A 25,509-nucleotide genomic window follows, 5' to 3' on the forward strand; every position below is an offset into this window, starting at 1 on the left:
GAGCGCATAATCGATGGCACGGGACAAGGTGACACGGTGAGCATGCGACAGAAGGCATCGATGCGGCGCGGCGCGATGGCAGCGGCGCTGCTGACGGTCGCGGCGACGGGCTCCTTGATGACGGGCTGCACCACGGACCACGGCCCGAACGCCGACGCAGGCGCCCGGACTGCCGGCCAGAGCCAGGCACCGAGGCCGACTCCTGGTCACGCCGGCGCCGACAGCGTCGGCTCCGTCCTCGCCGTGAAGATCGACAACGCGAGCGAGGCCCGCCCGCAGACGGGCCTCGACGCGGCGGACATCGTGTACGCCGAACAGGTCGAGGGCGGCCTGAGCCGGTTGATGGCGATCTACGCGACCCAGCTGCCGAAGGCGGTCGGACCGGTGCGCAGCGCGCGCGAGTCCGACCTGGAGGTGCTGCGCCAGTTCGACGAGCCGATACTCGCCTTCTCGGGTGCCCAGCACAAACTGCTGCCGGTCATCGACAAGGCGCCGCTGCGGCCGGAATCGCCCGAGCAGAGCCCCGACTCGTACTACCGCGGCACCACCAAGCCCGCCCCGCACAATCTCTATCTGCGGCCCGGCCGACTGCTGCGGTCGGCACCCGGCGCCGCCGCCCTCACCACCGGCTTCCGTTTCGGCGCGGCCCCCGCGGGCGGCAGCCCGGAGACGTCCCGAACGGTGCGTTTCCCGGCCGCCCGCTTCACCTTCTCCTGGTCCGCGAGCACGAAGCGCTGGCTGGTGTCGATGGACGGGACACCGACGGTCACGACGGACGGCAAGAGGGTGGCTCCGGCGACGGTGGTCGTGCAGTACGTGAAACTGCTCAAGTCGAAGTACCACGACGTCCTCGGCAACAACACGCCCTTCACGCAGACGGTCGGCTCGGGGACGGCGAAGGTGCTGCGCGACGGCCGGGTCTTCGACGCCGACTGGAAGCGGCCGGCCGCGACGGACGGCACGGAGTTCACGACGAACAACGGCGCTCCGATGAACTTCGCGAAGGGCCAGGTGTGGGTGGTCTTCGCCAAAGCGTGAGCGCGGCCGGGCCTGGCGTGTCCGACCGGTGACCGTCGGGTGGCGCCCGGTGGCGCCCGGCCCGGCCTACCGCGGTGCCAGGAGGGGTTCCGTCGGATGGCGGAGCCCCTCGGCGGCGTCCGACACCCGCCGGATGAGGTCGAAGAACACGGTCTGTTCCTCGGCGGAGAGCGGCGCCAGGAAGATCTGGTTCATCCGCGCCGTGCGCACGATCAGCTTGCGGTGCGTGCGCGTCCCCTCGTCCGTCAGCCGCAGCAGAGAGCGCCGGCCGTCCTGGGGGTCGCGCACCTTGTCGAGCAGGCCCCGGCGGCCGAGCCGGCTGATGACCTCGGCGATGGTGGACCGGTCCAGACCCACGCGCTCCCCCACCGTGCGCTGGTCCAGCCCCGGCTCCGCGACGAGCGCGTTCAGGACCGCGAACTGCGGCGAGGTGATCTCCTCGGAGACCATCGTGTTCCACAGCAGGTAGTGCGCCTGCTGCAGCCGCCGGGCCAGGTGCCCGGGGTGGGTGGAGAGGTCCACCGCGGCCATATGCGCTCCAGAGGTCGTCGACACGGTCGTATGTCCGGCAGTTTTTGGTAAGTGTACTGAACGATACCGTCCGCGTACCGGCCTGTCTTCTGCTCGGATCAAGCCCGAATCGGCCATGACATGGGGTCTTGACGGTGGGGCGGCCGGGTGGCAGCGTGAACGAAACCCTGGAAGATACTCAGTGCCCTGACTATTTGCGTCCTCGTCGATGACGACACGGGACGCTCGGGAGAGAGGGGGCTTCACGGATGGACAAGGTGGTCGCCACGGCCGCGGAGGCGGTGGCCGATGTGCCGGACGGCGCGACGCTCGCGGTGGGCGGGTTCGGACTGAGCGGAGTGCCGAACGTGCTGATCGAGGCCCTGTTCGAGCGCGGGACCTCCGGTCTTGGAGTGGTCTCCAACAACTGCGGGGCGATGGAGTCGGGCCTCGCGGTGCTCCTGGCGGCCGGGCGGATCGCACGGGTGACGGGCTCCTACATCGGGGCGAACAAGGAGTTCGCCCGGCAGTACCTCGCCGGGGAGCTGGAGGTGGAGCTGATCCCGCAGGGCACGCTCGCGGAGCGGCTGCGGGCGGGCGGGGCCGGGATCCCGGCGTTCTTCACGCCGGCGGGGGTGGGTACGCAGGTCGCGGACGGCGGACTGCCGTGGCGCTACGACGGCCGGGGTGGAGTGGCGGTGGCCTCGCCACCGAAGGAGGTCCGCGTCTTCGACGGGGCCGAGTACGTCCTGGAGCGCGGCATCCGTACGGATTTCGCGCTGGTGCGGGCCGCGAAGGGGGACCGGCACGGGAATCTGGTGTTCAACAAGTCCGCCCGCAACTTCAACCCGCTGGCCGCGACAGCCGGGCGGGTGACGGTCGCCGAGGTCGAGGAGCTGGTCGAGCCGGGGGAGATCGATCCGGACGCGGTGCATCTGCCCGGCGTCTTCGTACAGCGCGTCGTCGCCCTCACCCCTGAACAGGCGGGCGCGAAGATGATCGAGAATCGGACGGTCTCCCGTCCCGCGGCCGGTGGATCGGTGGGTGCGTGATGGCGTGGAGTCGTGAGGAGATGGCGGCGCGTGCGGCGCGTGAGCTGCGCGACGGGCAGTACGTGAACCTGGGGATCGGGTTGCCGACGCTGATCCCGAACCATCTGCCCGCGGGTGTGGAGGTGGTGCTGGAGTCGGAGAACGGGATCCTGGGCACCGGCCCCTACCCCACCGAGGACCAGGTCGATCCGGATCTGATCAACGCGGGGAAGGAGACCGTGACGGTCCTGCCCGGCGCCTCCTACTTCGATTCGGCGCTGTCGTTCTCGATGATCCGCGGCGGGCACATCGATGTCGCCGTGCTGGGCGCGATGCAGGTCTCGGCGCGGGGTGATCTGGCGAACTGGGCGGTACCGGGAAAGATGATCACGGGCATCGGCGGTGCGATGGACCTGGTGCACGGGGCCCGGCGGGTGATCGTGGTGATGACCCACACCACGAAGGACGGCTCGCCGAAGATCCTTCAGGAGTGCGCGCTGCCTCTCACGGGCAAGGCCTGCGTCGATCGGGTCATCACCGACCTCGGTGTCCTCGACATCACCGCCGACGGTCTCGTCCTGGTGGAGACGGCACCCGGCGTCACGGCGCGGGAGGTCGCCGCCAGCACCGGCGCCGGGCTGCGCACCCCGCGGGAGCTGTCATGAGGGACGTGCGCGTCGTCGGCGCCGTCCGCACCCCGTTCGGCGGGTACGACGGCTCGCCACCCGCAGGCCGCCCGGACGGCCTGGCCGCGCACACCGTCCGGGAACTCCCTCGCCCCCGTCCCCGCCCAGCGCGCCGGAGTCGGTCAGGACCTCGCCCTCGCCCTCGAACGACAGGAAGCCCCCGCATGGCCCTCACCCAGTCGGACATCGACACCGAGATCAAGGACCGCCAGGACGCGTACGACAAGGCGGTCGCCGGCGGCGCTCCGGTCCGGCACCATCCGGCACGCGACTACCCCCCGTACCGCAGCTCCCTGCTCCGCCACCCCCGACAGCCGCTCGTCGCGGTCGACGGCGGCGACCCGGAGACGGTCGAGCTGTCGGGCCCGGTCTTCGGCGTCACCGACATCACCGAGATCGACAACGACCTGACCCGCCAGCACCGGGGCGAACCCATCGGCGAGCGCATGACCGTCTCCGGCCGGCTGCTGGACCGTGACGGGCGGCCGGTGCGCGGCCAGCTCGTCGAGATCTGGCAGGCCAACGCGGCCGGCCGCTACGTGCACCTGCGCGAACAGCACCCGGCGCCGCTCGACCCCCACTTCACGGGCGTGGGCAGGACTCTGACGGATGATCAGGGGCAGTACCGGTTCACGACGATCAAACCGGGCCCGTACCCGTGGGGGAACCACAGCAACGCGTGGCGGCCCGCGCACATCCACTTCTCCGTCTTCGGTTCCGCGTTCACCCAGCGCCTGGTGACACAGATGTACTTCCCCGCCGACCCGCTCTTCCCGTACGACCCGATCCTGCGGTCCGTGACGGACGCGGCGGCCCGCGACCGGCTGATCGCCGCCTACGACCACACTCTCTCCCAGCCCGGGTTCTCACTCGGCTACGCATGGGACATCGTCCTCGACGGTCCCTCCGCCACGTGGATCGAGGAAGGCCGTTGAGCATGACCGAGCGGTTGCTCCCCACCCCGTCCCACACCATCGGCCCCTTCTACGGCCACGCGCTGCCCTTCCCCGGCGGCGAGCAGGTGGCGCCCCCGGGGCACCCCGACACGATCACCGTGCACGGGTACGTGTCCGACGGCGCGGGGAGGCCGGTACCCGACGCCCTCCTGGACTTCTGGCAGGCGGCACCCGACGGCTCGCTGACGGGCGCCCCCGGATCGATGCGCCGGGACCCCTCGACGGGCGGCTTCCTCGGCCGCGACGGCGTCGACTTCACGGGCTTCGGCCGGGTCGGTACGGATGCCGACGGGCACTGGGTCCTGCGTACGCTGCCGCCGGGCAACGCAGGCCTGCCGTACCTCAGTGTGTGCGTGTTCGCCCGCGGTCTGACGCACCACCTCTTCACCCGTGCGTATCTCACCGACGGCGCGGACCCGCTGCTCGACTCGCTCCCGGCCGACCGGCGCGCCACGCTGATCGCGGCCACCGGGCCGGAGCGCACGTACCGTTTCGACATCCGTCTTCAGGGCGAAGGCGAAACGGTCTTCCTGGAGTTCCAGTGACAGCTGCCGACCCGGCCGATCCCGCGGGCCCCGCCGATCCCGCGGGCCCTGCCGATCCGACCGATCCGACCGATCCCGCCGACCGGAACCACCGTGGCGACTCCGGCGATCCCGATGTCGGTCTGCTCGCCCCTGGATGGGCCGGCTCCCCCGCGTCGTCCTCGACCTCGGACCGGGCGTTCCTGCAGGCGCTGATCGACGCGGAGACGGCGCTGACGCGCGCCTGGACCGGACTCGCTCTGGCCCCGGCCGCCGCCGCGTCGGCCCTCTCCGCGGTCACCGCCGCGGACCTCGACACGCGGTCGATCGCGCTGCGCGCCCGGGAGGGCGGCAACCCGGTGATCCCGCTGGTCGCGGATCTGACAGCGGCCGTGGGCGGCGAGTACGGCCCGTACGTCCACCGGGGCGCGACCAGCCAGGACATCATGGACACCGCGATGATGCTGGTGGCCCGGCGCACGCTGCGGCCGATCCTGGAAGACCTCGAGCGCACGGCGCGGGCCCTGCGGGAACTCGCCGCCACCCACCGGGACTCCGTGCTGCCGGGGCGGACGCTGACGCAGCACGCGGTACCGACGACCTTCGGGTTGAAGGCGGCGGGGTGGCGCGCGCTGGTCCTGGACGCGCGGGACCGACTGACGGCCCTGCGCCTACCCGCCCAACTGGGAGGCGCGGCGGGGACCTTGGCGGCGTTCAGCGCGTTCGGCGCCGACGACCCACAGGTCCTCGTCGCCGCGTACGCCCGGGAACTCGGGCTCGTGGAACCGTCGTTGCCGTGGCACACCCTTCGCACCCCGGTCGGTGATCTCGCCGGGGCGCTGGCCCTGGCGGCCGGCGCCCTCGGCAAGACGGCGGCCGACGTGCTCACCCTCTCCCGTACCGAGATCGCCGAGGTCGCCGAGGGGAGCGGCGGCGGTTCGTCCGCGATGCCGCACAAGGCCAACCCGGTGGCGGCCACGCTGATCGCCGCCGCCGCCCGGCGCGCACCGGGGCTCGCCGCCACGCTGTACGCGTCGATGTCCGCCGAGGACGAGCGGCCGGCCGGTGCCTGGCACGCCGAGTGGGAGCCGTTGCGCGAGCTGCTGCGACTGGTCGGCGGCGCCGCCCGCGGCGCCGCCGAACTGACCGAGGGGCTGCGGGTGAACACGGTCGCCATGCGTGAACACCTCGGCCTCACGCACGGGTTGATCGTCTCGGAGCGGCTGGCCGTCGAGCTCGCCCCCGTGCTCGGACGGGCCCGCGCCAGGGAACTGCTGACCCGCGCCGCCGAACGGGCCGTGACCGAGGACCGTCCCCTGCTGGACGTCCTGGGCGAGGAACCGCGGCTCAGGGACGTCGACCTGGTCGATCTCACCGACCCGGCCCGCTACACGGGCTCCGCCGGAGCCCTCACCGACCGTGCTCTGGAGCGACGTTGAAGACCCAGCCCGAAGGCAAGCTGCCGCACCACCGCGTCGAGGGACCCGCCACCGCTCCCCCGCTCCTTCTCGGCCCCTCGCTCGGCACCTCGGCCGCCCTGTGGGACGAGGTCGCGCCCGAGTTGTCGGTCACCCACCGGGTGGTGCGCTGGGACCTGCCGGGGCACGGCGGTTCCCCCGCGAACCTGATCGGGCCCGGCGCGACCGTCGCCGACCTCGCCGCGCTGGTCCTCGCCCTCGCCGACGCGCTCGGCATCGACCGGTTCGCCTACGCGGGCGTCTCCCTCGGCGGCGCGGTCGGTCTGCACCTGGCCGTGCACCACCCCGACCGGGTGGCCGCCCTCGCCGTCCTCTGTTCCTCGGCCCACTTCAACGGCGCCGGTCCCTGGGAGGAGCGCGCGCGGACCGTACGCCGGGAAGGACTGGCCGCGCTCGTCAGGAGCGCGAACTCCCGTTGGTTCACGCCCGGTTTCAGCGTTCCGCGGCTGATCGAGGACCTGCGGACCGCGGATCCGGAGGCGTACGCCGCCTGCTGTGACGCGCTCGCCGCCTTCGACCTGCGCGACCGGCTGGCGTCGATCACCGCGCCGACCCTGCTGGTCGCGGGCCGCGAGGACCCGGCGACGCCGCCCGCGCATCTCCGGGAGATCGCGGACGCGGTGCCCGGCGCCTCGCTCGTCGAGATCGCGGGTGCCTCGCACCTGGCGCCCGCGGAGCGGCCGGAGGCCGTACTCGCCGCGCTGCGCGGGCACTTCGACGGGTACCCGGCTCGCGGCATGGAGGTACGCCGCGCGGTTCTCGGCGACACGCACGTGGACGGCGCGCAGGTTCGGCAGACCCCGTTCACGGCACGCTTCCAGGACTTCATCTCGCGCTATGCGTGGGGGGAGATCTGGACGGACCCGACGCTGTCCCGCCGCGAGCGCAGCCTGGTCACGCTGACGGCGCTCGTGGCACACGGCCACCTCGACGAACTCGCGATGCACGTCCGGGCGGCGCGCCGCAATGGCCTGACCCCCGAGCAGATCGGGGCCGTGCTGCTCCAGACGGCCGTGTACTGCGGTGTCCCGGCGGCCAATGCGGCGTTCGCGGTGGCCCAGCGGGTGCTCGACGAACTCGACGGGCCCGGTGAACCGGACGGCGACGAACACGGTGGGCCCGGTGAACGCGACGACCGCGACGCGGCCGATGCCTCGGAGGAAGCCTGAGCGATCTCCGCGAAGGGTGGCGTGCCACAACCGAATCTGCCGCGCGACGGCCGCCTGCCGCGCGACGGCCGCCTGACGCGCGACCGACCGCGGGACACGCGGCCGGCCGGTCCGGTGGGCCCGGACACACCGGCGGACGAGGCTCTCGGAAGACGGCGGCCGGAGGGCTATCGCAGTCCCCGACCCGTCGCCAGGACCCCCTCCGCCTTCGCGACCAGCCCGTCGGCGCCGCACGAACGCGCCAGCGTCAGGCCCTTGTTGAGCTCCGACACCGAGCGCGCCGCGATGCCGTACTCGACCCGGGCCGCCGCGTGTTCGTACTGACAGGGCGAGGCCTCCAGATAGGCGACGGCCTGCGCCGCGAGGCGTACCGCACGCTGGCCCGACTCCAGGGCCGCCGCGCAGCGCAGTGCCTCGCCGATGGCGGTGTCCGTGCCGAACCGCTCGGCCCGGCGCCGGGCGTCGACGGCCAGCGCGGCGGCGCGCACCGGGTCCTCCGAGGCGAGCGCGCGGGCGAGGTCGATCGACCAGGGCGCCATCACCGTGTTGTGGTGGCCCCGCACCGCGGAGGCCTTCTCGGCGGCCTCCAGTTCGTTGATGCCGTCCTTGACCCGGCCGACGGCGATCAGCAGGCGGCCGCGTACGGAGCGGGTGTCGGGCAGCACGATCGTGGTCGGGTACGGCGGTGCGAAGCCGTACTGCTCGGCGATCGCCCAGGCCTCCTGGACGTCGCCGCGGGCGAGCAGTGTGTCGACGAGTCCACAGGTCGCGGACCAGTACAGGGGCAGCCCGCGCCCGACCCGCTCGGCGATGCGCAGTGACTCGCGCAGGGTGGTCTCGGCGTCCCGCAGACGGCCCCGCCTGCGGTGGGCGAGACCGACGAAGGCGTGCGCCAGGGAGAGATGGCCGCCGCTCCAGCCGGCGGACGTGTACGAGCGCAGTGCCTCCGTGAAAAGGCTCTCCGCCCGGTCGAGCCGGTCCGCGTAGGCGTACGAACTGCCCAGCATCATGAGGAGTTCGACGCCCCACTCGGTGTCGGTCCAGCCGAGTCCGGGTGCCAGGCGGCCGTTGACGAGGGCCCGGTCGCAGAGTTCCACGACCTCCTCGGCGTTCTCGCCCCGGGTCATCGCGTCGAAGCCGCGCAGTATGAGCAGGGCCCGCTCGGAGTTGTCCCGCCCGGTGCAGGTCCTGGCGAGTTCGGCCAGCCCCCGGGAGCGTCCCGGCACGTGGTCCTCGCCCGCGTGGATGCCCTCCCACATGTAGTGGACGGCCTGCAGCCGCATCCGGGCGGGGCCGGGGTCGAGCCGGGCGGCCTCCGCGTCGACGGTGCGCACGGCCTCGTCCAACTGGTCGTTGTGGACCAGTGCCTGGGAGAGGCGGAAGACGGCGTCCACCCGCAGGTCGCCCGCCAGGCCGGGCCGGTCGAGCGCCGCGCGCAGATGGCCGATCGTGGTGGCCGGCGCGGTCAGGAGGGTGGCACAGCCCAGTTCGTAGAGCACGCGTGCGTGGACCTCGGGGAGCGGGGGCTCCCTGAGTGCGCGCTCCAGACAGCGCCTGGCCGCGTCGGGCGCGCCGACGGCCAGGTGTTCGCGGGCCGCCTCACGCATCTGCTCGACGAGTTCGGGGTCGTCGTCCGGGTGCACTTCGAGGAGGTGGCGGGAGGCGGCCGCGGCGCCGCGGCCCGACTCGGTGACCGCCCAGGCGGCCTGGCCGTGCATCGCGGTGCGCAGCGCGTCGGGGATCGAGCGGTAGACGGCGCTCGCGATCAGCGGGTGCACGAACTCCAGCTCGCTGCCGGTCAGTCGGCTGCTCTCGGGTTCGACGTCGGTGAGGATGCGGGCCGCGCCGAGCAGTTCGGCGCAGCGCTCGGCCTCGTCGCGCGGCATTCCGGCGAGCTGGGCGGCGAGGTCGAGGGAGATGCCCGTGCCGAGTATCGCGGCCGCCCAGGCGAAGCGGGTGGCGTCGATGCCGAGCCCTTCGAGGCGGGCGACGAGTCCACGGCCGCGCGCCGAGCGGTTCAGGGCGCGCAGTTCGGCGGCCGACGCCTCGACCGGTAAGAGCTCGGTGTCCTGCACCTTGGCGAGGAGTTCGACGGTCTCGTAGGGGTTGCCGCCGGTGACCGCCCACACCTCGCGGCAGAACGGCGCGTCCGCGTGCTCGCCGAGGGTGGCGCGGGTCAGTCCCGCGGTGGCGTCGGGGGTCAGCGCGCTGAGGGTGACGATCGGGCGGGCCGCGGCGGCGACGGCGTCGAGGTGAAGGGCCCGCTCGCCGGTGACCTCGCCGGGGCGTCGGGCGACCACGACGAGGACGGGCAGGTCGTCGAGGCGCTCGGCGAACGCGGCCAGCCAGCGCAGGGTCTCCTGGTCGGCCCAGTGCGCGTCGTCGACCATCAGGACGAGCGGCCACTCGCGCTTGGCCAGCCGCCGCACGGCCGCGACCAGTCCGTCGCACACGCCCTGCGGGTCCGCCTGGCGGTCGCCCGGCTCGGCGATACCGAGAGCGGGACCGGCGATGTCGTACCAGTCGCCCAGGTATTCGCGGGCCTCCTCCGGCATCAGCGAGACGATGGCGGGCTGGAGGAGCTGCCGTATGACGTTGAAGGGGACGGAGGTGACGGTCTCGCCGCCGCGGGCCGACCAGACCGTGCAGCCCTTGGACTCGGCCATCCTGCGGGCCTCCGCGAGCAGTGCGGTCTTGCCGATGCCGGCCTCGCCGCCGAACACCAGCAGGCTGCCCGAGGACGAGGCGTCCGCGCGCAGCGCCTCCACGGCCTGTGCGACATCCGCGATCTCCGCCTCGCGCTCCCAGAGTGAGGCCGAGGCCGCCGGTCCCGGCCGCGCCTGCGTCATACCGCTACCTCCCCGGGCCGCACGGACGACGTACAGACATCGAGCCTAGCCGTCCCCGAGTCGATACGGAGGTGGGTCAGGGCACCTGTGGTCGAGACGGGTGACGGCGCTCACCCGAGGGCGACGCGACGAGGCACCGAGCTGGGGCGGGAAGGTCATGGACGGTCGGCAGCCGTCGGGATGCCGCCGGGTCTCCCGTCGTCGGACTTGGTACGGACCCGAGGGAAAATCCTTACGAATCACGGGAGTTGGGCAGACGCGAGTGGTCGGCCCGACGCACAGGACGTCGTACGGGGTGGGTGACGCGGCGGACACGGCGTCGGCGCACGCCGACGCGTACCGGGCGACGGGTGCGGTCCCCGCGGACGGTCGGCCGGTCCCCTCTCATCCGCCTTTCACCCAGGGCTCATACGGTGGGTCCATGACGCAGGTGACTCCCCCCGGCTGGTATCCCGACCCCGGGCAGACAAGTGACAGTCCCGCCACCGAACGCTGGTGGGACGGCAGGGCATGGACGGAGCAGACCCGTCCCCTCGGATCCGGTGCCGCGTGGGGTCCCCCCGGACAGCCGCCGGCCGCCGGACCGTACCCGGTCCTTCCCCCCGCGCCCCGGCGGCGCGGGCTGCGCACCGGCATCGCCGTCGCCGCCGCGATCGCGGTCCTCGCGGGCATCGGGGGCAGCGTGTACGCCCTCACCAAGAACGACGGCAACGGCGGCAACAGCGCCAGCGCCCAGCGGCCCGGCGGGCAGAACGGCCAGGGCGGCTTCGGCGGCGGCCAGGGCGGCGGCGCGGGCGGATCGGAAGGCGGCCCCGGCGGCGGCGCTCCCGGCGGCTCGGGCGGATCAGGTGGCTCGGGCGGACCGGAGGGCCGGACCCCGGCGCCGGGCCCGTCAGGGGTGCCGCAGACCGAGGACGGTTACGCCACCGACGCGTACAGCGGCATCAGCATGCCGGTGCCCGACGACTGGACCGGCCAGAGCGGCATGGCGAGCGCGGTGCTGTCGACCAAGGACACCTACAAGTGCCCCGGCGACACCTCGCAGAAGTGTCAGCGGGGCGGCGCGTACTCGGCGCCCGCGCGGTACCAGGGCATCAAGTCCACCACGCCGGAGGCGGCGGCCAAGGAGGACATCTCCAAGAACGCCCAGGAGTCCTACGGCAAGGGCTACGGCAAGATCACGTCGCACACGGAACTCGCGTCCAGGGCGGTCACCGTGGCCGGCGAGAAGGGCTATCTCGTCCGCTGGAAGGTCATCACCAGCAAGGGCGACGACGGTTACGTCGAATCACTCGTCCTCCCCTCCCCCGCCGACCCCAAATCGCTGGTCGTCGTCCGCTTCGGCGTCGACGCCGGCTCCAAGGGTCCCCAGCAGTCAGTGATCGACGACATCACCAAGGGCATCAAGCCGGCGTCCGGAGTGGGCGGCGACGGACAGAACGTCTGACCGCCGCACCCAGGCCTCCAGGCGTCCGCCCCCGGACACAGATCGGCCGGGTGGAGCCCCTCTCCGCTCAAGAGGAGCCCCACCCGGCCGGGGGGTGCGCGCCGCCCCCGTCCCCACGGTGCGGCGCGAGCAGGCCGACGTCCGGTCATCCCGCGGACGGCGACCTGGGTCTCAGGTCAGGCCCAGTGCCGGAAGCACCACGGCCTCCACGAACTGTGTGAGATACGCCGCGTCCGCGTACTCGCCCTCCAGAACCGGCCGCACCCGCACCACACCGAACAGCTGCGCCGGGATGAACTCGAGCGCCGGGTGGTCGGCGGGGACCTCGCCTCGGGCGACCCCGCGGGCGATGATCTGTTTGACCGCGCCGATCTCGGGCTCGATGAGCGCCTCGCGCAGGGCCTCCCGCAGCTCCTCGTCCTGCAGCACGGCGTGGCCGAGCGCCTGGAGCAGCTGGGTGTCACGGCCCGACCAGTCCCCGGCGGCGCGTGCCATCGCGCGCAGATCGCCGGCGAGCGAGCCCGTGTCGATTCCCGAGAACCGCGGACACTGGTTGGCGCGCAGTGCGGCGGCCACGAACTGGGGCTTCGTCTTCCACTGCCGGTACAGCGTGGACTTGCTGCAGCGTGTGCTCGCGGCCACGCCTTCCATGGTGAACGCGTCGTATCCGCACGAACGGATCTGTTCGAGCACGGCGTCGTAGAACTCCTGCTCACGCTCGGGCGTGATCTTGGAGCGGCGCGAGGCGATGACCGACTCCGGTCCCTCCGCGGCCTGCGACGTCATGGGTCTTCTCCTCGCTCGTGCGGGTGGTCGGTTTCACAGAGTCTAATCGATACGCCAGTGTACCGGAACGCATTGGTATCGGTACACTGGCGTATCGGTACACTGTCGTATCGATGAGCCTTGGTCAGGCTCCACCCTCCGTCGAACAGACGCCGAGTGGAGCCTGTCCTGGGCTCACCGCACACCACCTCACGCAAGAACGTCAGCAAAGGGGCCGGGGGATGGATTCCCGAACCGAGCCTGCAGAACCGGAGCCCGCCGCGGCCATACGCCGGCCGTCACGGCGCGACACCGCCGCGCGGCCGCCGCTCGTCCGCGAACTCCTGCTCGTCACAGGACTCTTCGTCGTGTACAAGGTCGGCCGGCAACTGGCCACCGGACACACGGCCGAGGCCTTCCGCAACGCCGGTCACGTCTGGGACTGGGAACGGTCCCTGCACCTGCCGGGCGAGGGCGCCGTACAGGGCGTGCTGCTGCACAGCGACACCCTGGTGCACCTGGCGAACGTGTACTACGCGACCGTCCACTTCCCGGCCACGGCGGCCTTCCTGGTCTGGATGTACCTGCGACGCCCGGTCCACTACGTATGGGCGCGCCGGGTCCTGGCCGTGATCACCGCCGCCGCCCTGGTGCTGCATCTCACCTTCCCGCTCGCGCCGCCCCGGCTCCTCTCCGTCGCGGGCCTGGTGGACACCGGGCAGGTGTACGGGCCCACGGTGTACGGAGCGCACCCGGCCACCGACGAGATGGCGAACCAGTTCGCGGCGATGCCCTCACTGCACTTCGGCTGGGCGCTGATGGTGGCGATCGGCCTGATCGCCGCGACCCGCTCCCGCTGGCGCTGGCTGTGGCTGCTGCACCCGCTGGTCACCCTGCTGGTGATCGTCGGCACCGCGAACCACTACTGGCTCGACTCCGTCGCCGCGGCCGCGCTGCTCGGCGTCGCCCTGGCCGTGATCCACCTTCCGCACCGGACCGAGACCACGGCCGGGCGCGCGCAGGAGCGCGCCGCCGCGGGAGACGTCAAGGAGTCCGTACCGGAACTCGTGGGGGCAGGTCGATGAACGCCACGCTCGCCGCCGTCGTGCTGTCCCTGTTCTCGGCCGTCGCCTACGCCGCCGCGGCCGTGGCACAGGAACGGCTCGCGTCCCGGACCACCGAACCGGGCGTCCTGAGCATGCTCGGCCACGCCGCGTGGTGGTGGTCGGTCGCGCTGAACGCGTCCGCGGCGCTGCTGCATGTCGCCGCGCTCAAATACGGGACGCTCACGCTGGTGCAGCCGCTCGGCGCCCTCACGCTGGTGGCCGCGGTGCCGCTCGGCGCGCGGGTGGCCGGGCGACGGGTCAGCGCCGTCGAGTGGCGTGGCACCGCGCTCACCCTGGTCGGGCTGTCCGCACTGCTGGTCACGGCGTCCGGGCCGGCGCCCGACGACGTGCTGAGCGTGCCGCAGGCGCTGGCCGTGGCCGCCGCCACCTCCGTGGCGATCGGCGTCCTGTCGCGGCCCGGCACCCGGCCGGGACTGCGGCACGCGACCGCCTCCGGGTTCGCCTCGGGTGTCGCCTCGGCGCTCACCCAGACGGTGACGGTGGCCGTGACGGACCGCTCCGGACCGATCCTCAGCGTCCAGGTCATCGTGGTGGCGCTGCTCGTGGCGGCCTTCGCGACCGCCGGACTGCTCCTGTCGCAGACCGCCTACCGGGGTGGACTCGGCGCTCCGCTGGCCGTCGTGACGCTCGCCAATCCGGTCGCCGCCGCGGCGATCGGTCTCTCGCTGCTCGGGGAGAAGCTCCAGGGAGGCCCGGCCGGCCTGCTGCTCGCGGCGTTCGGCGCGGGGGTGGCGTCCTGGGGCGTGGTGACGCTGTCGCGTTCGGCGCCGGAGCGCGTGCCCGCCGCCGCGCCCGAGCCCTTCGAGGACGACGAGCACCCGGTCGCCGCGGTACTGGCACTGGAGGCGGAGGCCGCGAAGTACGCGCCCTCGTTGGTCCCGAAGCAGCCGAACCCGGGAGATCCGACGAACCCGGGCCATCTGACGAACCCGGGGCATCTGACGCCCCTGTGAGAAGGACGGCTACGGGGAAGGGCGGCCGCGGATCTCTCCGCGGCCGCCCTTCCCCGTCCGTGTCCGGGCCAGGTCAGCCGAGCCCGCGGGAGTCCTGCTTGAGCGCGGTGTCCACGGTCAGCGCCGTCGCGATGACGAGGCTGAGCAGCGGCTCGGGGAGCTGGTAGTGGATCTGCAGGACGTAGTTGTCCGCCGTGGTGAACATCGTCTTGGCGAGGCCTTCCCAGGTCTTCGTGATCCGGGCGACCTCGTTGCCGCTGTGGTCGACGATGGCGAAGTTCCAGGCGCGCCAGTTCTCCGCCTTGATGGCGCCGACCTGCTGGCCGTTGACGTTGATCGCGAAGTTGATCTTCCCGATCATGTTCTGCTGCACGATCTCGCCGACCGGCTGTCCGTCCGGACGCTCCACGATCACCCGCGACTTGATGAACTTCGCGGGACGCGTGAGCCGCAGCACCGGCTGCCCGTGGGCGTCACGGATCTCCAGCTTGTGCGTCATGTACTGGTCGACGCTGGAGACGAAGCGCAGTGCCTTCTTCAGGCCGCTCTGACCGACCTCGACGACCGCGCCGAGCTGGTTGCCCTGCTGGTCCATGACCTTGTACTCGTTGGTCAGCTCGATCAGCTTGGCCTTCTGGTTCACCACCAGGACCGGCTCGGTGAACAGCGTGCCGCCACCGGCACCGCCGGACGCGACCCCGGCCTGCTGGTGCACCTGCTTCTGCACGCGCGGGTCGGGGGCCGCCGCCGGCTGCCCGTACGGCTGCTGCGCCTGCTGCGGAACCTGCTGTCCGGCCGGGGCCTGCTGGTCCGCATTCGTGTGCTCGGTCCACTGCGAGCCGTCCCAGTAGCGGAGCGTCTTGGGCGCCCCGTGCGGATCCGGGTACCAACCTGCAGGAGTGTTCGAATGCGTGGTCACCGGGGCACACTACCTCGCATCGGCCGGAAATTGACCCCTGTCCCGGCAGCCATCAGCCGGTGACGATCGCGGGATCGCTGACACCCGGACGGCCGTTCTCGACATGTCCGGCAAAGCGCCGCGAGAAGCCCGCGGCGGATTCGACGGTCAGGTCGTACCAGCGCCGGCTCGCCCGCAGATCCACCCGATGCCGCACCGTCGCGCCGGGCCGCACCTTGAACGAACGGGGCCGTCCTCCGTAGCCGTCGGTGAGCTTCAGATCGGCCGTGCCCGCACCCCTGTTGGTGAAGGTCAGCTCCACATCCGCGCCGACGTGGCGCGCGGTGACCTCCGGTCCCGCGGTCTTGCCGGGACCCTTGAAGACCCGCAGGAAGCCGTTCGGACCGTGCACCGTCAGGTCGTACGAGCCGTTCGAGTACGCGGAGTTCCAGGTGTCCGACACCGTCTTTCCGGCCTCGGCGGTGTAGGTCCAGGGGCCGTCGGTGCGGTTGCCGGAGGTGACGAGGAAGGCGGCACCGGCCTTGGCGCCGGAGCCGAAGGTGAGCGTGAACCTCCCGGCCGCCGGGTCCGCCGAACCATCCACCAGGGGCGCGTACTTGAGCGGACGGGCCGGGCGCGAGCCACGCTCCTGCCTCGGCAGTACGGGGTTGACGGGCGGGGTCGGCACATAGTCGGGGTGACGGTCGTGGTCCGGCGGCAGATAGCCGTCGGTGTCCGGCAGCGCGACCGGCTTGATGTCCTTGCGGGAGAAGTCGAAGGCGGCGGTGAGGTCGCCGCTGATCGCGCGGCGCCAGGGCGAGATGTTGGGCTCGTGCACCCCGAAGCGACGCTCCATGAACCGGATGATCGACGTGTGGTCGAGCGTCTCGGAACAGACGTAACCGCCCTTGCTCCAGGGCGAGACGACCAGCATCGGCACCCGCTGGCCCAGCCCGTAGGGCCCGGCGGCGTGAGCGGCGTCGCCCTTGTGCAGGTCCGGGCCCACGTCGACCGTCGACCTGCCCTGTGCGGCGGACTGCGGCGGGAACGGCGGCACCAGGTGGTCGAAGAATCCGTCGTTCTCGTCGTACGTGATGAACAGGGCCGTCTTCGCCCACACCTTGGGGTCGGAGGTGAGGGCGTCGAGCACCTGCGCGATGTACCAGGCACCGTAGTTCGCGGGCCAGTTGGGGTGCTCGGTGAACGCCTCGGGTGCGACGACCCAGGAGATCTCGGGCAGCTTCCCGCCCTTCACGTCCGCCTTGAGCTGGTCGAAGAAGCCCTCGCCCTTGCGGGCGTCGGTGCCGGTACGCGCCTTGTCGTAGAGCGGGTCACCGGGCTTGGCGTCGCGGTACTGGTTGAAGTACAGCAGCGAGTTGTCGCCGTAGTTGCCCCGATAGGCGTCCGGGATCCATCCCCACGAGCCGTTCGCGTCCAGGCCGTCGCCGACGTCCTGGTAGATCTTCCAGGACACCCCGGCCGCTTCCAGCCGCTCCGGGTACGTCGTCCAGTCGTACCCCGCCTCGTCGTTGCCGAGGACCGGGCCGCCGCCCTTGCCGTCGTTGCCGGTGTAACCCGTCCACATGTAGTAGCGGTTCGGGTCGGTGGAGCCGATGAACGAGCAGTGGTAGGCGTCGCAGATCGTGAACGCGTCGGCGAGCGCGTAGTGGAACGGGATGTCCTCACGGGTCAGGTACGCCATCGTCGTCGACGACTTGGCCGGCACCCACTTGTCGTACTTGCCCTGGTTGAAGGCGGCGTGGCCGTCGCTCCAGCCGTGCGGCAGGTCCTGGATGAACTGCAGGCCCAGGTCGTCGGCGTCGGGCCGGAAGGGGAGCACGTCCTTGGTGCCGTCCGACTGGTGCCAGACCGACTTGCCGTTCGGCTGGGTGACCGGACGCGGGTCCCCGAAGCCCCGGACACCTCTCAGCGACCCGAAGTAGTGGTCGAAGGACCGGTTCTCCTGCATCAGCACGACGATGTGCTCGACGTCGTCGATCGTGCCGGACCCGTGGTGCGCGGGCAGTGCGGCGGCACGCTCGATGCTGTTCGACAGTGCGGTGAACGCCGCTGTGCCACCGGCGAGTTGGAGGAATCGGCGTCGGTTCACTTGAGGCATGACTGGGTGACCTCTTGTCCTGACGTGGTGCGTGGGATGAGACCTGCGCGGGGGGAGTGTTCCAAGAGGAACGAATGGCGGGGAAGACCCCGTGGCGCTTGTGTGACCGACAGGAGTCCGCGATGCGAACAGCAGCACCCCCGGCCTCCCGCGCCGGAACGGTGTCTCAGACGCCCTTGCGCAGGATGGCGGTGATCTCCGAACCGGCCTCCCGGTCCAGCCGGCCCGGGCAGGACACCCCCAGCGCGAGGGCCAGTTCCCGGCCGTGCAGGTCGACCACGGACTCCACCAGCTCGGCGAACGCGTCCATGGCGGCCCGCCCCCGGCGCAGGCCGACGGCCCCGAGGCCCACCGCGATCAGCGCGGCCGGCCACCACCGGACGGCGACCAGCAGATAGGGCACGCTCCAGGCGGTCAGCCGGACCGCCGCGTCGTAGGCGTCGCGTGCGCCGCGCAGTTCGGTGCGGGTGTCACCGGACAGGACGAGCCAGAGCCGGGACCAGGCCGAGTCCAGGTCGAGCCGGTACGCCCGGTGGACCCGCAGGTCCAGGGCGCGCACCCGGTCACCGATCCAGCACGGATGGGCGGGCTCCTCCAGGGAGATCCGGTTGCGGGCCGCGGCGTGGCGCGCCAGGTCGGCGGTGGTGCCGGCGTCGAGCGGCGCCCCCCGCTCGACGGCTCGCGCCTCCACCCGCGTGTAGGCGTCCTCGGCCGCCTGCCACCTCCGCCGCCTGCGCTCGGTCAGCCGGCGCCCCGGCACCCTCGCCGGGCCCGGCCACTCGCCCGCCCAGCACCGTTCCACCACACCGCCCAGCGCCTGGGCGGCGAGGCCCAGTCCGGCCGAGGCGATCACCGTCGCGGAGGCCGCGAGCACCACGCCTCCGGTCGACCGGCTCGCCGGGTGCCCGGCCAGCTCGTCGAGTGCCCGGGTGATCCGCCCGACGTCGTACCAGTGCGCCTGGCCGAGCAGCCGCCCTGCCCCGGCGACCGCCAGGAACAACAGGCCCGAGGGCACCAGGTAGGTGAGCCAGCGCGCGGCGAGGTTCTTGCCGAGCTCGGCGAGGACGGCGTTCACGAGACCCTGCGACGGCACAGCGGCTCGCCGTACAACCAGCAGACGGGCGGGACCGGTTGGTTGCGGGCGGGGCTGCGCCGGTCGCACCGCTCGCGCGGGCAGACGTACGCCTCCACCACGGGGTGACCCTCGACGGCCGCCGGGAGGCCGCCGATCCCCGCCCCCCGGAAGGCCCGCAGGCCGGCCGCCACCCCGCTGCGGCGCAGCAGCAGGTGCAGCTCCGCCTGAGGGGCGACCGGGTCGCCGCCGTCCCGCAGCGACGCGAGGATCTCCTCCAACTCCGGCCGGCGGTCGGCGGGAACGACGTCCCGGATCTGGTCCAGCCGGGCGCAGATGTCGGCGTGCATCACCGTCGCCCCACCGCTCCCGCCACCGGTGCCGGTGTCACTCATCCGTGCAACCTCCCTACACGACAACCGAGTTGCGAGGATACTGGGCGCTCACCGACGATCACGGGGGGTGATGCCGATGTTCTGGCGTCGACGCGCACGGTCACGCGGGGCGGAGCAGGGCGGTGCGGACGGAACGCGGTTCACCTTCCGCGCGATGCCGTCGGAGGCCGAGCTGCGCCGGGCGGCCGAGACCGGATCTCCTCAGGCTCTGAACCAGTACGGCGTCAAGTTACGGATCGACGGACGCCTCGAGGAGGCCGTCGAGGTACTCACCCCGGCGGCGGAGAGCGGCCATCAGGACGCCACGGCCAATCTGGCCCTGACCCTGCTCTCGCTCGGGCGCGGCGAGGAGGCCGCCGCCTGGTTCGAGCGGAACGGCCCGATGGGCGAGGCGATGGCCCGACGCGTCCGGGAGCGGCGCGACGAGGACGACGCTCCGGGATCCGCCGGCCGGCCCGCTCGCTGATGGCCACCCCGTACGACCTGTTCGGCACACCCGGGTACGAGCAGTTGCTGGCCGTACTGAGAGGTGCCGAGGAAGCGCTCGCCCGCTACGAGCGCGCCGGCCGCCTCTCCGATCTCGAACGCGCCCTGGTGCTCTTCGACGCCCTGCTGGCGAGGGCGGAGAACATCGATCTGCGCAGCGCCGCCATGAACGGCGTCGGGATGGTGCTCTGGGCCCGCTACGAGCGGTTCGGGGAGCCGACGGACCTGGACGGCGCCATCACCCTGTTCCGTGAGGCTCTGGCCCCCTACGGAGCGGAAGTCACCGTCGCCACGCCCTCCTACTGGACGAACCTGTCCGGCGCGCTGCGGCTGCGCTGGCTGCGCACCCGTGACGCACGGGACCTGGGCGCGTCCGTAGACGCCGTCAGGACGGCCCTGGTCTCGACGCCGCCCCGGGGCCCGTCGCGCTCCAACCGTCTCAACAGCCTGGGCGACGCACTGCTCAACCTCTCCCAGCTGCACGGTGATTCCAGCGCGCTCGCCGAAGCCGTGAGCAGCTTCCGGGAGGCGGTGGCCTGTACGGAACCGGGTACGGACGAGGGTGTCTGGGCCCGCTCCAGCCTCGCCGAGGCCCTCCGCCACCATCACCGCCGGTCCCCCGACGGCGACCCCGAGGCGCTCGACGAAGCCACGGGGCTGGCACGGGAGGTGCTCGCCAAGGTCTCCCGGCGCCACCGGTTGTATCCGCGGTTCCTGTCGAACCTCGCCCTGGTCCTGACCGACCGGCACACGGCCCGTGCGGACCCCGCCGACCTGCGCGAGGCCGCCCGCGCGGCCCGCCGCGCGGTCGCCGCCACCCCGGCGGGACATCCCAACCTCGTCCAGCGCAACGCGGTCCTGGCGACCGTGCGCCGCCTGGAACTCGTCGACGTCGGCGGCCGCCGGGCCACCGGCCTCGATGTCACGGACCCCGGCACCCCCGGCCCCGGTACGGCCGCGCGCCTCGACGCCGTGGGGGTGCCCGCCGTCGCCGGGGCCCGTCGTCGTCCGGCGCGGCGCGAGCAACGGGCCCTGCGGGCCTGGATCCGGGCCACCGGTCGGGCGTACGCCGCCACCCCCGAAGGGCATGCGCTGCGCGGGCTCGCCCTGCTCCACCACGGTTCGGCCCTGGCCACGAAGGGGGTGACCGAGGACGACGCGCGGGCCCGGGACGCGGCGATCGCGCTGTACCGGCGGGCCGCGCGCGATCCGGCCATGGACGTGAGCGTCCGGGTGGGCTGCGCGCGACTGTGGGCGCTGAGTGTCCTCGACGGCGGGGGTTCACCGGCGCACGGCCGGGCCGCGGCGATGGAACCGTACCGGCTCGCGGTCGAACTGCTGCCGCGTACGGCCTCGTACCGCGTCGGACGCATGGACCGCGCACGCCAGTTGGGCGACTTCGCGGGTCTCGCCAGCGACGCGGCCGCGTGTGCGCTGGATCTCGCCGACGCCCGCCCGCCCGACACGGAGCCGGCCCGTGCGGAACCGCCCGACGCGGAGGCGGCCGGGGCGAAGGCGGTCGACGCGGAGTCGCCCGGGGCGAAGCCGGCCCCTGCGGAACCGCCCGACCCGGAGTCGGCCGGGGCGGAGGCGCCCGACGCGGAGGCGGTCGAGGTGGAGGCGGCCGGTGCCGAGTTGGCCCTGCGGCTCCTCGAACAGGGCCGCGGCGTGCTGCTCGGGCAGGCGCTCGACGCCCGCACGGAGACCTCGGAGCTGCTGAGCCGGGTGCCGGACGAACTCGCCGCCGAGTGGCGGTGGTTGCTCCCACAGCTCGACCGTCCCGAGGCCGCCGTCTTCACCTCGTCGGAGCCGGGCGGGACGAACGGCCCCGCGGCGGAGGACCCGTTGACGGGCGAGGACCGGCACGCGCTGGCCGAGCGGTGGGAGCGGCTCGTGGAGACGATCCGGCGGGTGCCGGGCTGCGAGAGCTTCCTGCGGCTCCCCCGCACCGACGAGATGCTCGCCGGGATCGGGGACGCGGGCCCGGTCGTCGTCGTCAACGTCAGCCCGCTGCGCTGCGACGCGCTCGTCCTGCACCAGGGGCGGGTGCGGCCCGTACGACTGGAGGGGCTGCGTCACGCGGAGGCCGAACGGCGGGCGGACGCCTTCCTGGCCGCGATCCGGGCGACGGGCGACGGCACCCTGCCGCTGTCCGCGCAGCGGGACGCGCAGGCGGAGGTCCGGGAGACGCTCGGATGGCTGTGGACGGCCCTGGCCCGACCGGTCCTGGACGCGCTCGCCGGCTGGGGATGGGCCGGGGAGGACCCCGCGGGAGAACCCGGCCGACTGTGGTGGGTTCCCACCGGCCCGCTCACCGCGCTGCCACTGCACGCGGCCGGCCGGCCCGAGGACGGCGGGGAGAGTCTGCTCGACCGCGCGGTCTGCTCCTACGCCCCGACCGTCAACAGTCTCGTGCACGCCCGGCGGCGCGTGGCCGAACGCCCGGGCCCGGTCCGGCGGGAGCCCACCGCCCCGCTGATCGTCGCTGTGGCCGAGGCGCCGGACGCCGGGTCCCCACCGCTGGAAGGCGTACGGGAGGAGGCGACGCGACTGGCCCGACGACCGGGCGCCCGTCTGCTCCTGGCCGAGGACGCGGTACGGCAGTCCGTGCTGGACGCGCTCCCCCACCACGCGTGGGCGCACTTCGCGTGCCACGCCGTCGGCGCGCTCTCCGGAGCGGCGGCCGGTCACGTGGTGCTGCACGACCACGCGACGGCTCCGCTCACCCTCTCCGACATCGCCCGGCTCCGGCTCCCGGAGGCGGAGCTGGCCTTTCTCTCCGCGTGCGAGACCACCAGCGGGCGCAGGGAGTTCGCCGACGAGGCGCTGCACATCACCGGGGCGTTCCACATGGCCGGGTTCACCCATGTCGTCGGAACCCTGTGGGCGGTCGCGGACGACACCTCCCTGGAGGTGACCGACCGGTTCTACGCGGCCTTCGGCCCCTCCCACCCCTTCCCCGGGCACGCGGCACACGCGCTGCGCGAGGCGGTGCGCGAGATCCGCGAGAACGTCGAGGGGGTCCGGGAGAACCCCAGTCTGTGGGCTCCCTACATCCACGTCGGGCCGTAGTCACCCACGACCGGGGCCGCGCCCACCCTCCACGCGCGGCCGTGGCCCGGGACACCGGCCGGCCCACAATATCTGTGACCGCGAAGTGAGAAATGAATATGACGCACACGGAAGATTCCTCGCCCGACAGGCGGAGCAGAGTTATCCACCGCACATGATCGATCGCACCGTGCTACTGTCGATGTCAGTTGCAGTTGTGGTTCCCTAAAACTTGCGAGTGCCCTCACCGGCTTTTCCACGCCGGTGGAGCTCCTTTTTATCTCCGGATTCATTTTCCGGCGGGGTGATCATCACGGCGACGCGGAGTCCGCACACCGCGCACTCCGAACACCGCCCCGAAGGAGATCTACATGGCCACCGGCACCGTGAAGTGGTTCAACGCGGAAAAGGGCTTCGGCTTCATCGAGCAGGACGGCGGCGGCGCCGACGTCTTCGCCCACTACTCGAACATCGCCGCCCAGGGCTTCCGTGAGCTCCAGGAAGGCCAGAAGGTGTCCTTCGACATCGCTCAGGGCCAGAAGGGCCCCACGGCCGAGAACATCGTTCCGGCCTGACGCATCACGTACTTCGCAGCTGGGGCCCGCACCATGGGTGCGGGCCCCGGCTCGCGGCGTTTTCGGGCACGGTCTCTCCGCCCGACCGCGGCGTTCTCACCCGCGGCATGACGCACAGGATTCACCCCCCGAACCACGGGAATGCTCCGCCAGCACTCCGGGTGCGTATATCCACCCTCTCCATGGAGTGGCCGAGCCCCGCCACCGGAACCGCGCCATTTTTCTGAGCGACGTTTCCCGTGAGCATTCCCTCGCGGATCCGCATCGGTTCCGCACTGTCCCGGCTCGTTCTTGCGATTCTCTGCGCTGCCATTCGCTGCGGGAATTCCTTGATACGCGCCGCATCAAGGAAGGTTCCGCATGAACCGCACGCGCACGAACGACCGCTACTCCCGTACCCGCACCGGGGGTTCCGGCTCCGCGAGGGGCGGCAGCCGCTTCGGGGCCTCAACCGCCGGCCGCTCCGGAGGTCCGCGGCGCTCCGAGGGCCAGGGACGTCGACAGAGCGCGCCGCAGGGCGAGTTCGCGCCTCCGGCGACGATCACCCCCGCGTTGCCCGCCGTCGAGGCGTTCGCCGATCTCGCCATGCCCGCCCCGCTGTTGGAGGCGCTCGGGCACGAAGGCGTGACCGTACCCTTCCCGATCCAGGCGGCCACCCTGCCGAACTCGCTCGCCGGTCGTGACGTGCTCGGCCGTGGTCGCACCGGTTCGGGCAAGACCCTCGCCTTCGGCCTCGCCCTGCTGGCCCGTACGGCCGGGCGGCGCGCCGAGCCCCGGCAGCCGCTCGCCCTCGTCCTCGTGCCCACCCGCGAACTCGCCCAGCAGGTCACCGACGCGCTCACCCCGTACGCCCGCGCCGTCAGGCTGCGCCTGGCCACCGTGGTCGGCGGGATGTCGCTCGGCAGGCAGGCAGGCGCGCTGCGCGGCGGGGCGGAGGTCGTCGTCGCCACGCCGGGACGGCTCAAGGACCTCATCGACCGTGGTGACTGCCGCCTCGACCGGGTCGACATCACCGTCCTCGACGAAGCCGACCAGATGACCGACATGGGCTTCATGCCGCAGGTCACCGCGCTGCTCGACCAAGTACGCCCCGAGGGCCAGCGGATGCTGTTCTCCGCCACCCTGGACCGCAACGTCGACCTGCTGGTCCGCCGCTATCTCACCGACCCCGTGGTCCACTCCGTGGACCCGTCCGCGGGCGCCGTCACCACCATGGAGCACCACGTACTCCATGTGCACGGCGCGGACAAGCAGCGGACGACCACCGAGATCGCTGCTCGCGAGGGCCGGGTGATCATGTTCCTGGACACCAAGCACGCCGTGGACCGGCTGACCGAGCATCTGCTCCAGAGCGGCGTCCGCGCCGCGGCCCTGCACGGGGGCAAGTCCCAGCCGCAGCGCACCCGGACCCTGGCCCGGTTCAAGACCGGGCACGTGACGGTCCTGGTGGCGACCAACGTCGCGGCACGCGGGATCCACGTCGACAATCTCGACCTGGTCGTGAACGTCGATCCGCCCAGCGACCCGAAGGACTACCTGCACCGGGGCGGCCGCACCGCGCGCGCCGGCGAGTCCGGCAGCGTCGTCACCCTGGTGACTCCCCAGCAGCGCCGCGACATGAGCCGGCTGATGGTTGCGGCAGGCATCACCCCTCGGACCACCCAAGTACGCTCGGGTGAGGAGGAGTTGAGCCGCATCACGGGCGCCCAGGCCCCCTCGGGCGTGCCGGTGGTCATCACCGCGCCGGTCGCGGAACGCGCCCGCCGCGGCACCTCCTCCGCTTCCCGGAGTTCCTCCACGTCCCGCGGCTCGTCCTCCCGTGGCTCCGGCTCGTCCCGGGGCCGGCGCGGCGGCGCCGGACAGGGACGGTCCACCGGCGAGGCGGCGCGTCGTACGGGACGGCGGCCGTCGGCCCTCGACTCCGCGGCCTAGGCCTGGTACCGCCGCAACAGCACCGGCGGCTTCGCACTTCGTGACGGGACAGCTCACCCCACTTCGCAGGAGGCACCCTTTGACACTGGCACTGGCCTTGACACTGACGACGGTTCAGACGCGGCAACACCCGGCGGACACCGCCGCCACCCCGACCCCGCTCGACGCCATGGACGTATCCGGACCGCGGGTCTGCGACGACATGACCGTCGAGGTCGCCCTGTCCGTCATGGCCAGTGCCCGTGTCGGGTACCTGCTCCTGTGCGACGAGGACGAGCAGTGCACGGGCGCGATCACCCGGGCCCAGCTCACCGCCGTCCGCGACAGTTCCGGCTACACGGACCGGATCCGGGTGCGGGACGTCCTCGGCGCCGGTGAACGCGACGGCGTCCCGGGTGCTCTCACTCCCACCCGCTGATTCCGTCTCACCCGGCCGGACCCACTTCCT

22 protein-coding genes are annotated in these 25,509 nt (G+C 72.5%); 15 read left to right on the plus strand and 7 right to left on the minus strand.

Translation table 11 applies throughout. The features are described from left to right. Window positions 1–42: 42 nt before the first annotated feature. Window positions 43–1,038 (plus strand): DUF3048 domain-containing protein, encoded by a 996-nt coding sequence (locus OG199_RS08895; RefSeq protein ID WP_356803752.1) that lies wholly within the window; start codon window positions 43–45, stop codon window positions 1,036–1,038. A 66-nt stretch (window positions 1,039–1,104) separates the two neighbouring features. Here OG199_RS08895 and OG199_RS08900 read toward each other — a convergent pair whose 3' ends face one another. Continuing rightward, window positions 1,105–1,569, minus strand: coding sequence for a MarR family transcriptional regulator (locus OG199_RS08900; protein WP_356803754.1), 465 nt, complete (start codon window positions 1,567–1,569; stop codon window positions 1,105–1,107). Between the two features lie 248 nt (window positions 1,570–1,817). Here OG199_RS08900 and OG199_RS08905 point away from each other — a divergent pair, with 248 nt between their 5' ends. The 6 genes from OG199_RS08905 (at window position 1,818) to pcaD (ending at window position 7,392) form a co-directional block, all read left to right on the plus strand. After that, on the plus strand, window positions 1,818–2,600 hold the full coding sequence (locus OG199_RS08905; RefSeq protein WP_356803755.1) for a CoA transferase subunit A: 783 nt from the start codon (window positions 1,818–1,820) through the stop codon (window positions 2,598–2,600). Next, entirely contained in the window at window positions 2,600–3,244 is a 645-nt protein-coding gene (locus tag OG199_RS08910) for a CoA transferase subunit B (RefSeq protein WP_401805160.1), read from the plus strand. The genes OG199_RS08905 and OG199_RS08910 overlap by 1 nt, the downstream gene beginning before the upstream one ends. A gap of 185 nt (window positions 3,245–3,429) precedes the next feature. Then, the gene (gene pcaH, locus OG199_RS08915) at window positions 3,430–4,200 is read left to right on the plus strand and encodes a protocatechuate 3,4-dioxygenase subunit beta (RefSeq protein WP_405828926.1); all 771 of its coding nucleotides are present in this window, start codon (window positions 3,430–3,432) and stop codon (window positions 4,198–4,200) included. Window positions 4,201–4,202: 2 nt separating this feature from the next. Further along, entirely contained in the window at window positions 4,203–4,766 is a 564-nt protein-coding gene (pcaG, locus tag OG199_RS08920; protein ID WP_405828928.1) for a protocatechuate 3,4-dioxygenase subunit alpha, read from the plus strand. Window positions 4,767–4,888: 122 nt separating this feature from the next. Then, window positions 4,889–6,184: a 3-carboxy-cis,cis-muconate cycloisomerase gene (gene pcaB, locus OG199_RS08925; RefSeq protein ID WP_405834473.1), complete on the plus strand. Its 1,296-nt coding sequence runs from the start codon at window positions 4,889–4,891 to the stop codon at window positions 6,182–6,184. Next, window positions 6,181–7,392: a 3-oxoadipate enol-lactonase gene (pcaD, locus tag OG199_RS08930; RefSeq protein WP_405828930.1), complete on the plus strand. Its 1,212-nt coding sequence runs from the start codon at window positions 6,181–6,183 to the stop codon at window positions 7,390–7,392. Before pcaB ends, pcaD begins: the two co-directional genes overlap by 4 nt. Before the next feature lie 167 nt (window positions 7,393–7,559). On the opposite strand, the gene OG199_RS08935 is transcribed toward pcaD, so the two are convergent. After that, a complete protein-coding gene (locus OG199_RS08935; protein WP_356803763.1) occupies window positions 7,560–10,241 on the minus strand; it encodes an AAA family ATPase in 2,682 nt (893 codons plus the stop codon). Window positions 10,242–10,662: 421 nt separating this feature from the next. On the opposite strand from OG199_RS08935, the gene OG199_RS08940 reads away from it, so the two are divergent. After that, window positions 10,663–11,688, plus strand: a complete 1,026-nt coding sequence (locus tag OG199_RS08940; protein ID WP_405828932.1) for a DUF2510 domain-containing protein — start codon at window positions 10,663–10,665, stop codon at window positions 11,686–11,688. Between the two features lie 171 nt (window positions 11,689–11,859). Here OG199_RS08940 and OG199_RS08945 read toward each other — a convergent pair whose 3' ends face one another. Next, a complete protein-coding gene (locus OG199_RS08945) occupies window positions 11,860–12,474 on the minus strand; it encodes a TetR/AcrR family transcriptional regulator C-terminal ligand-binding domain-containing protein (RefSeq protein ID WP_356803766.1) in 615 nt (204 codons plus the stop codon). Window positions 12,475–12,695: 221 nt separating this feature from the next. Here OG199_RS08945 and OG199_RS08950 point away from each other — a divergent pair, with 221 nt between their 5' ends. Both OG199_RS08950 and OG199_RS08955 read left to right on the plus strand, forming a co-directional pair. Then, complete coding sequence (locus OG199_RS08950) at window positions 12,696–13,538, plus strand: phosphatase PAP2 family protein (protein WP_356803768.1); 843 nt, start codon at window positions 12,696–12,698, stop codon at window positions 13,536–13,538. After that, window positions 13,535–14,533 carry a DMT family transporter gene (locus OG199_RS08955; RefSeq protein ID WP_356803769.1) on the plus strand — a complete coding sequence of 333 codons (999 nt, stop codon included), beginning with the start codon at window positions 13,535–13,537 and terminating at the stop codon, window positions 14,531–14,533. The genes OG199_RS08950 and OG199_RS08955 overlap by 4 nt, the downstream gene beginning before the upstream one ends. Before the next feature lie 73 nt (window positions 14,534–14,606). Here the strand turns inward: OG199_RS08955 and OG199_RS08960 are convergent, their stop codons facing one another. The 4 genes from OG199_RS08960 to OG199_RS08975 form a co-directional block, all read right to left on the minus strand. After that, window positions 14,607–15,452, minus strand: coding sequence for a phospholipid scramblase-related protein (locus OG199_RS08960; protein WP_266704208.1), 846 nt, complete (start codon window positions 15,450–15,452; stop codon window positions 14,607–14,609). 52 nt (window positions 15,453–15,504) lie between these two features. Then, on the minus strand, window positions 15,505–17,550 hold the full coding sequence (locus OG199_RS08965) for a phosphocholine-specific phospholipase C (protein ID WP_405828935.1): 2,046 nt from the start codon (window positions 17,548–17,550) through the stop codon (window positions 15,505–15,507). Between the two features lie 166 nt (window positions 17,551–17,716). After that, a complete protein-coding gene (locus OG199_RS08970; RefSeq protein WP_405828937.1) occupies window positions 17,717–18,643 on the minus strand; it encodes a hypothetical protein in 927 nt (308 codons plus the stop codon). After that, a complete protein-coding gene (locus tag OG199_RS08975; RefSeq protein WP_405828938.1) occupies window positions 18,622–19,017 on the minus strand; it encodes a hypothetical protein in 396 nt (131 codons plus the stop codon). Before OG199_RS08975 ends, OG199_RS08970 begins: the two co-directional genes overlap by 22 nt. A gap of 154 nt (window positions 19,018–19,171) precedes the next feature. Here OG199_RS08975 and OG199_RS08980 point away from each other — a divergent pair, with 154 nt between their 5' ends. From OG199_RS08980 to OG199_RS09000, 5 genes are all read left to right on the plus strand, one after another. Beyond that, complete coding sequence (locus OG199_RS08980; protein ID WP_405828940.1) at window positions 19,172–19,483, plus strand: hypothetical protein; 312 nt, start codon at window positions 19,172–19,174, stop codon at window positions 19,481–19,483. Beyond that, on the plus strand, window positions 19,483–22,575 hold the full coding sequence (locus tag OG199_RS08985) for a CHAT domain-containing protein (RefSeq protein ID WP_405828942.1): 3,093 nt from the start codon (window positions 19,483–19,485) through the stop codon (window positions 22,573–22,575). The genes OG199_RS08980 and OG199_RS08985 overlap by 1 nt, the downstream gene beginning before the upstream one ends. A gap of 350 nt (window positions 22,576–22,925) precedes the next feature. Continuing rightward, window positions 22,926–23,129, plus strand: a complete 204-nt coding sequence (locus OG199_RS08990) for a cold-shock protein (RefSeq protein ID WP_030224351.1) — start codon at window positions 22,926–22,928, stop codon at window positions 23,127–23,129. A 360-nt stretch (window positions 23,130–23,489) separates the two neighbouring features. After that, window positions 23,490–25,061 (plus strand): DEAD/DEAH box helicase, encoded by a 1,572-nt coding sequence (locus tag OG199_RS08995; RefSeq protein WP_405828944.1) that lies wholly within the window; start codon window positions 23,490–23,492, stop codon window positions 25,059–25,061. 79 nt (window positions 25,062–25,140) lie between these two features. After that, the gene (locus OG199_RS09000) at window positions 25,141–25,479 is read left to right on the plus strand and encodes a hypothetical protein (protein WP_405828946.1); all 339 of its coding nucleotides are present in this window, start codon (window positions 25,141–25,143) and stop codon (window positions 25,477–25,479) included. Window positions 25,480–25,509: the final 30 nt, after the last annotated feature.

This window comes from Streptomyces sp. NBC_01176, assembly GCF_045039825.1.
Taxonomy (GTDB): Bacteria; Actinomycetota; Actinomycetes; order Streptomycetales; family Streptomycetaceae; genus Streptomyces.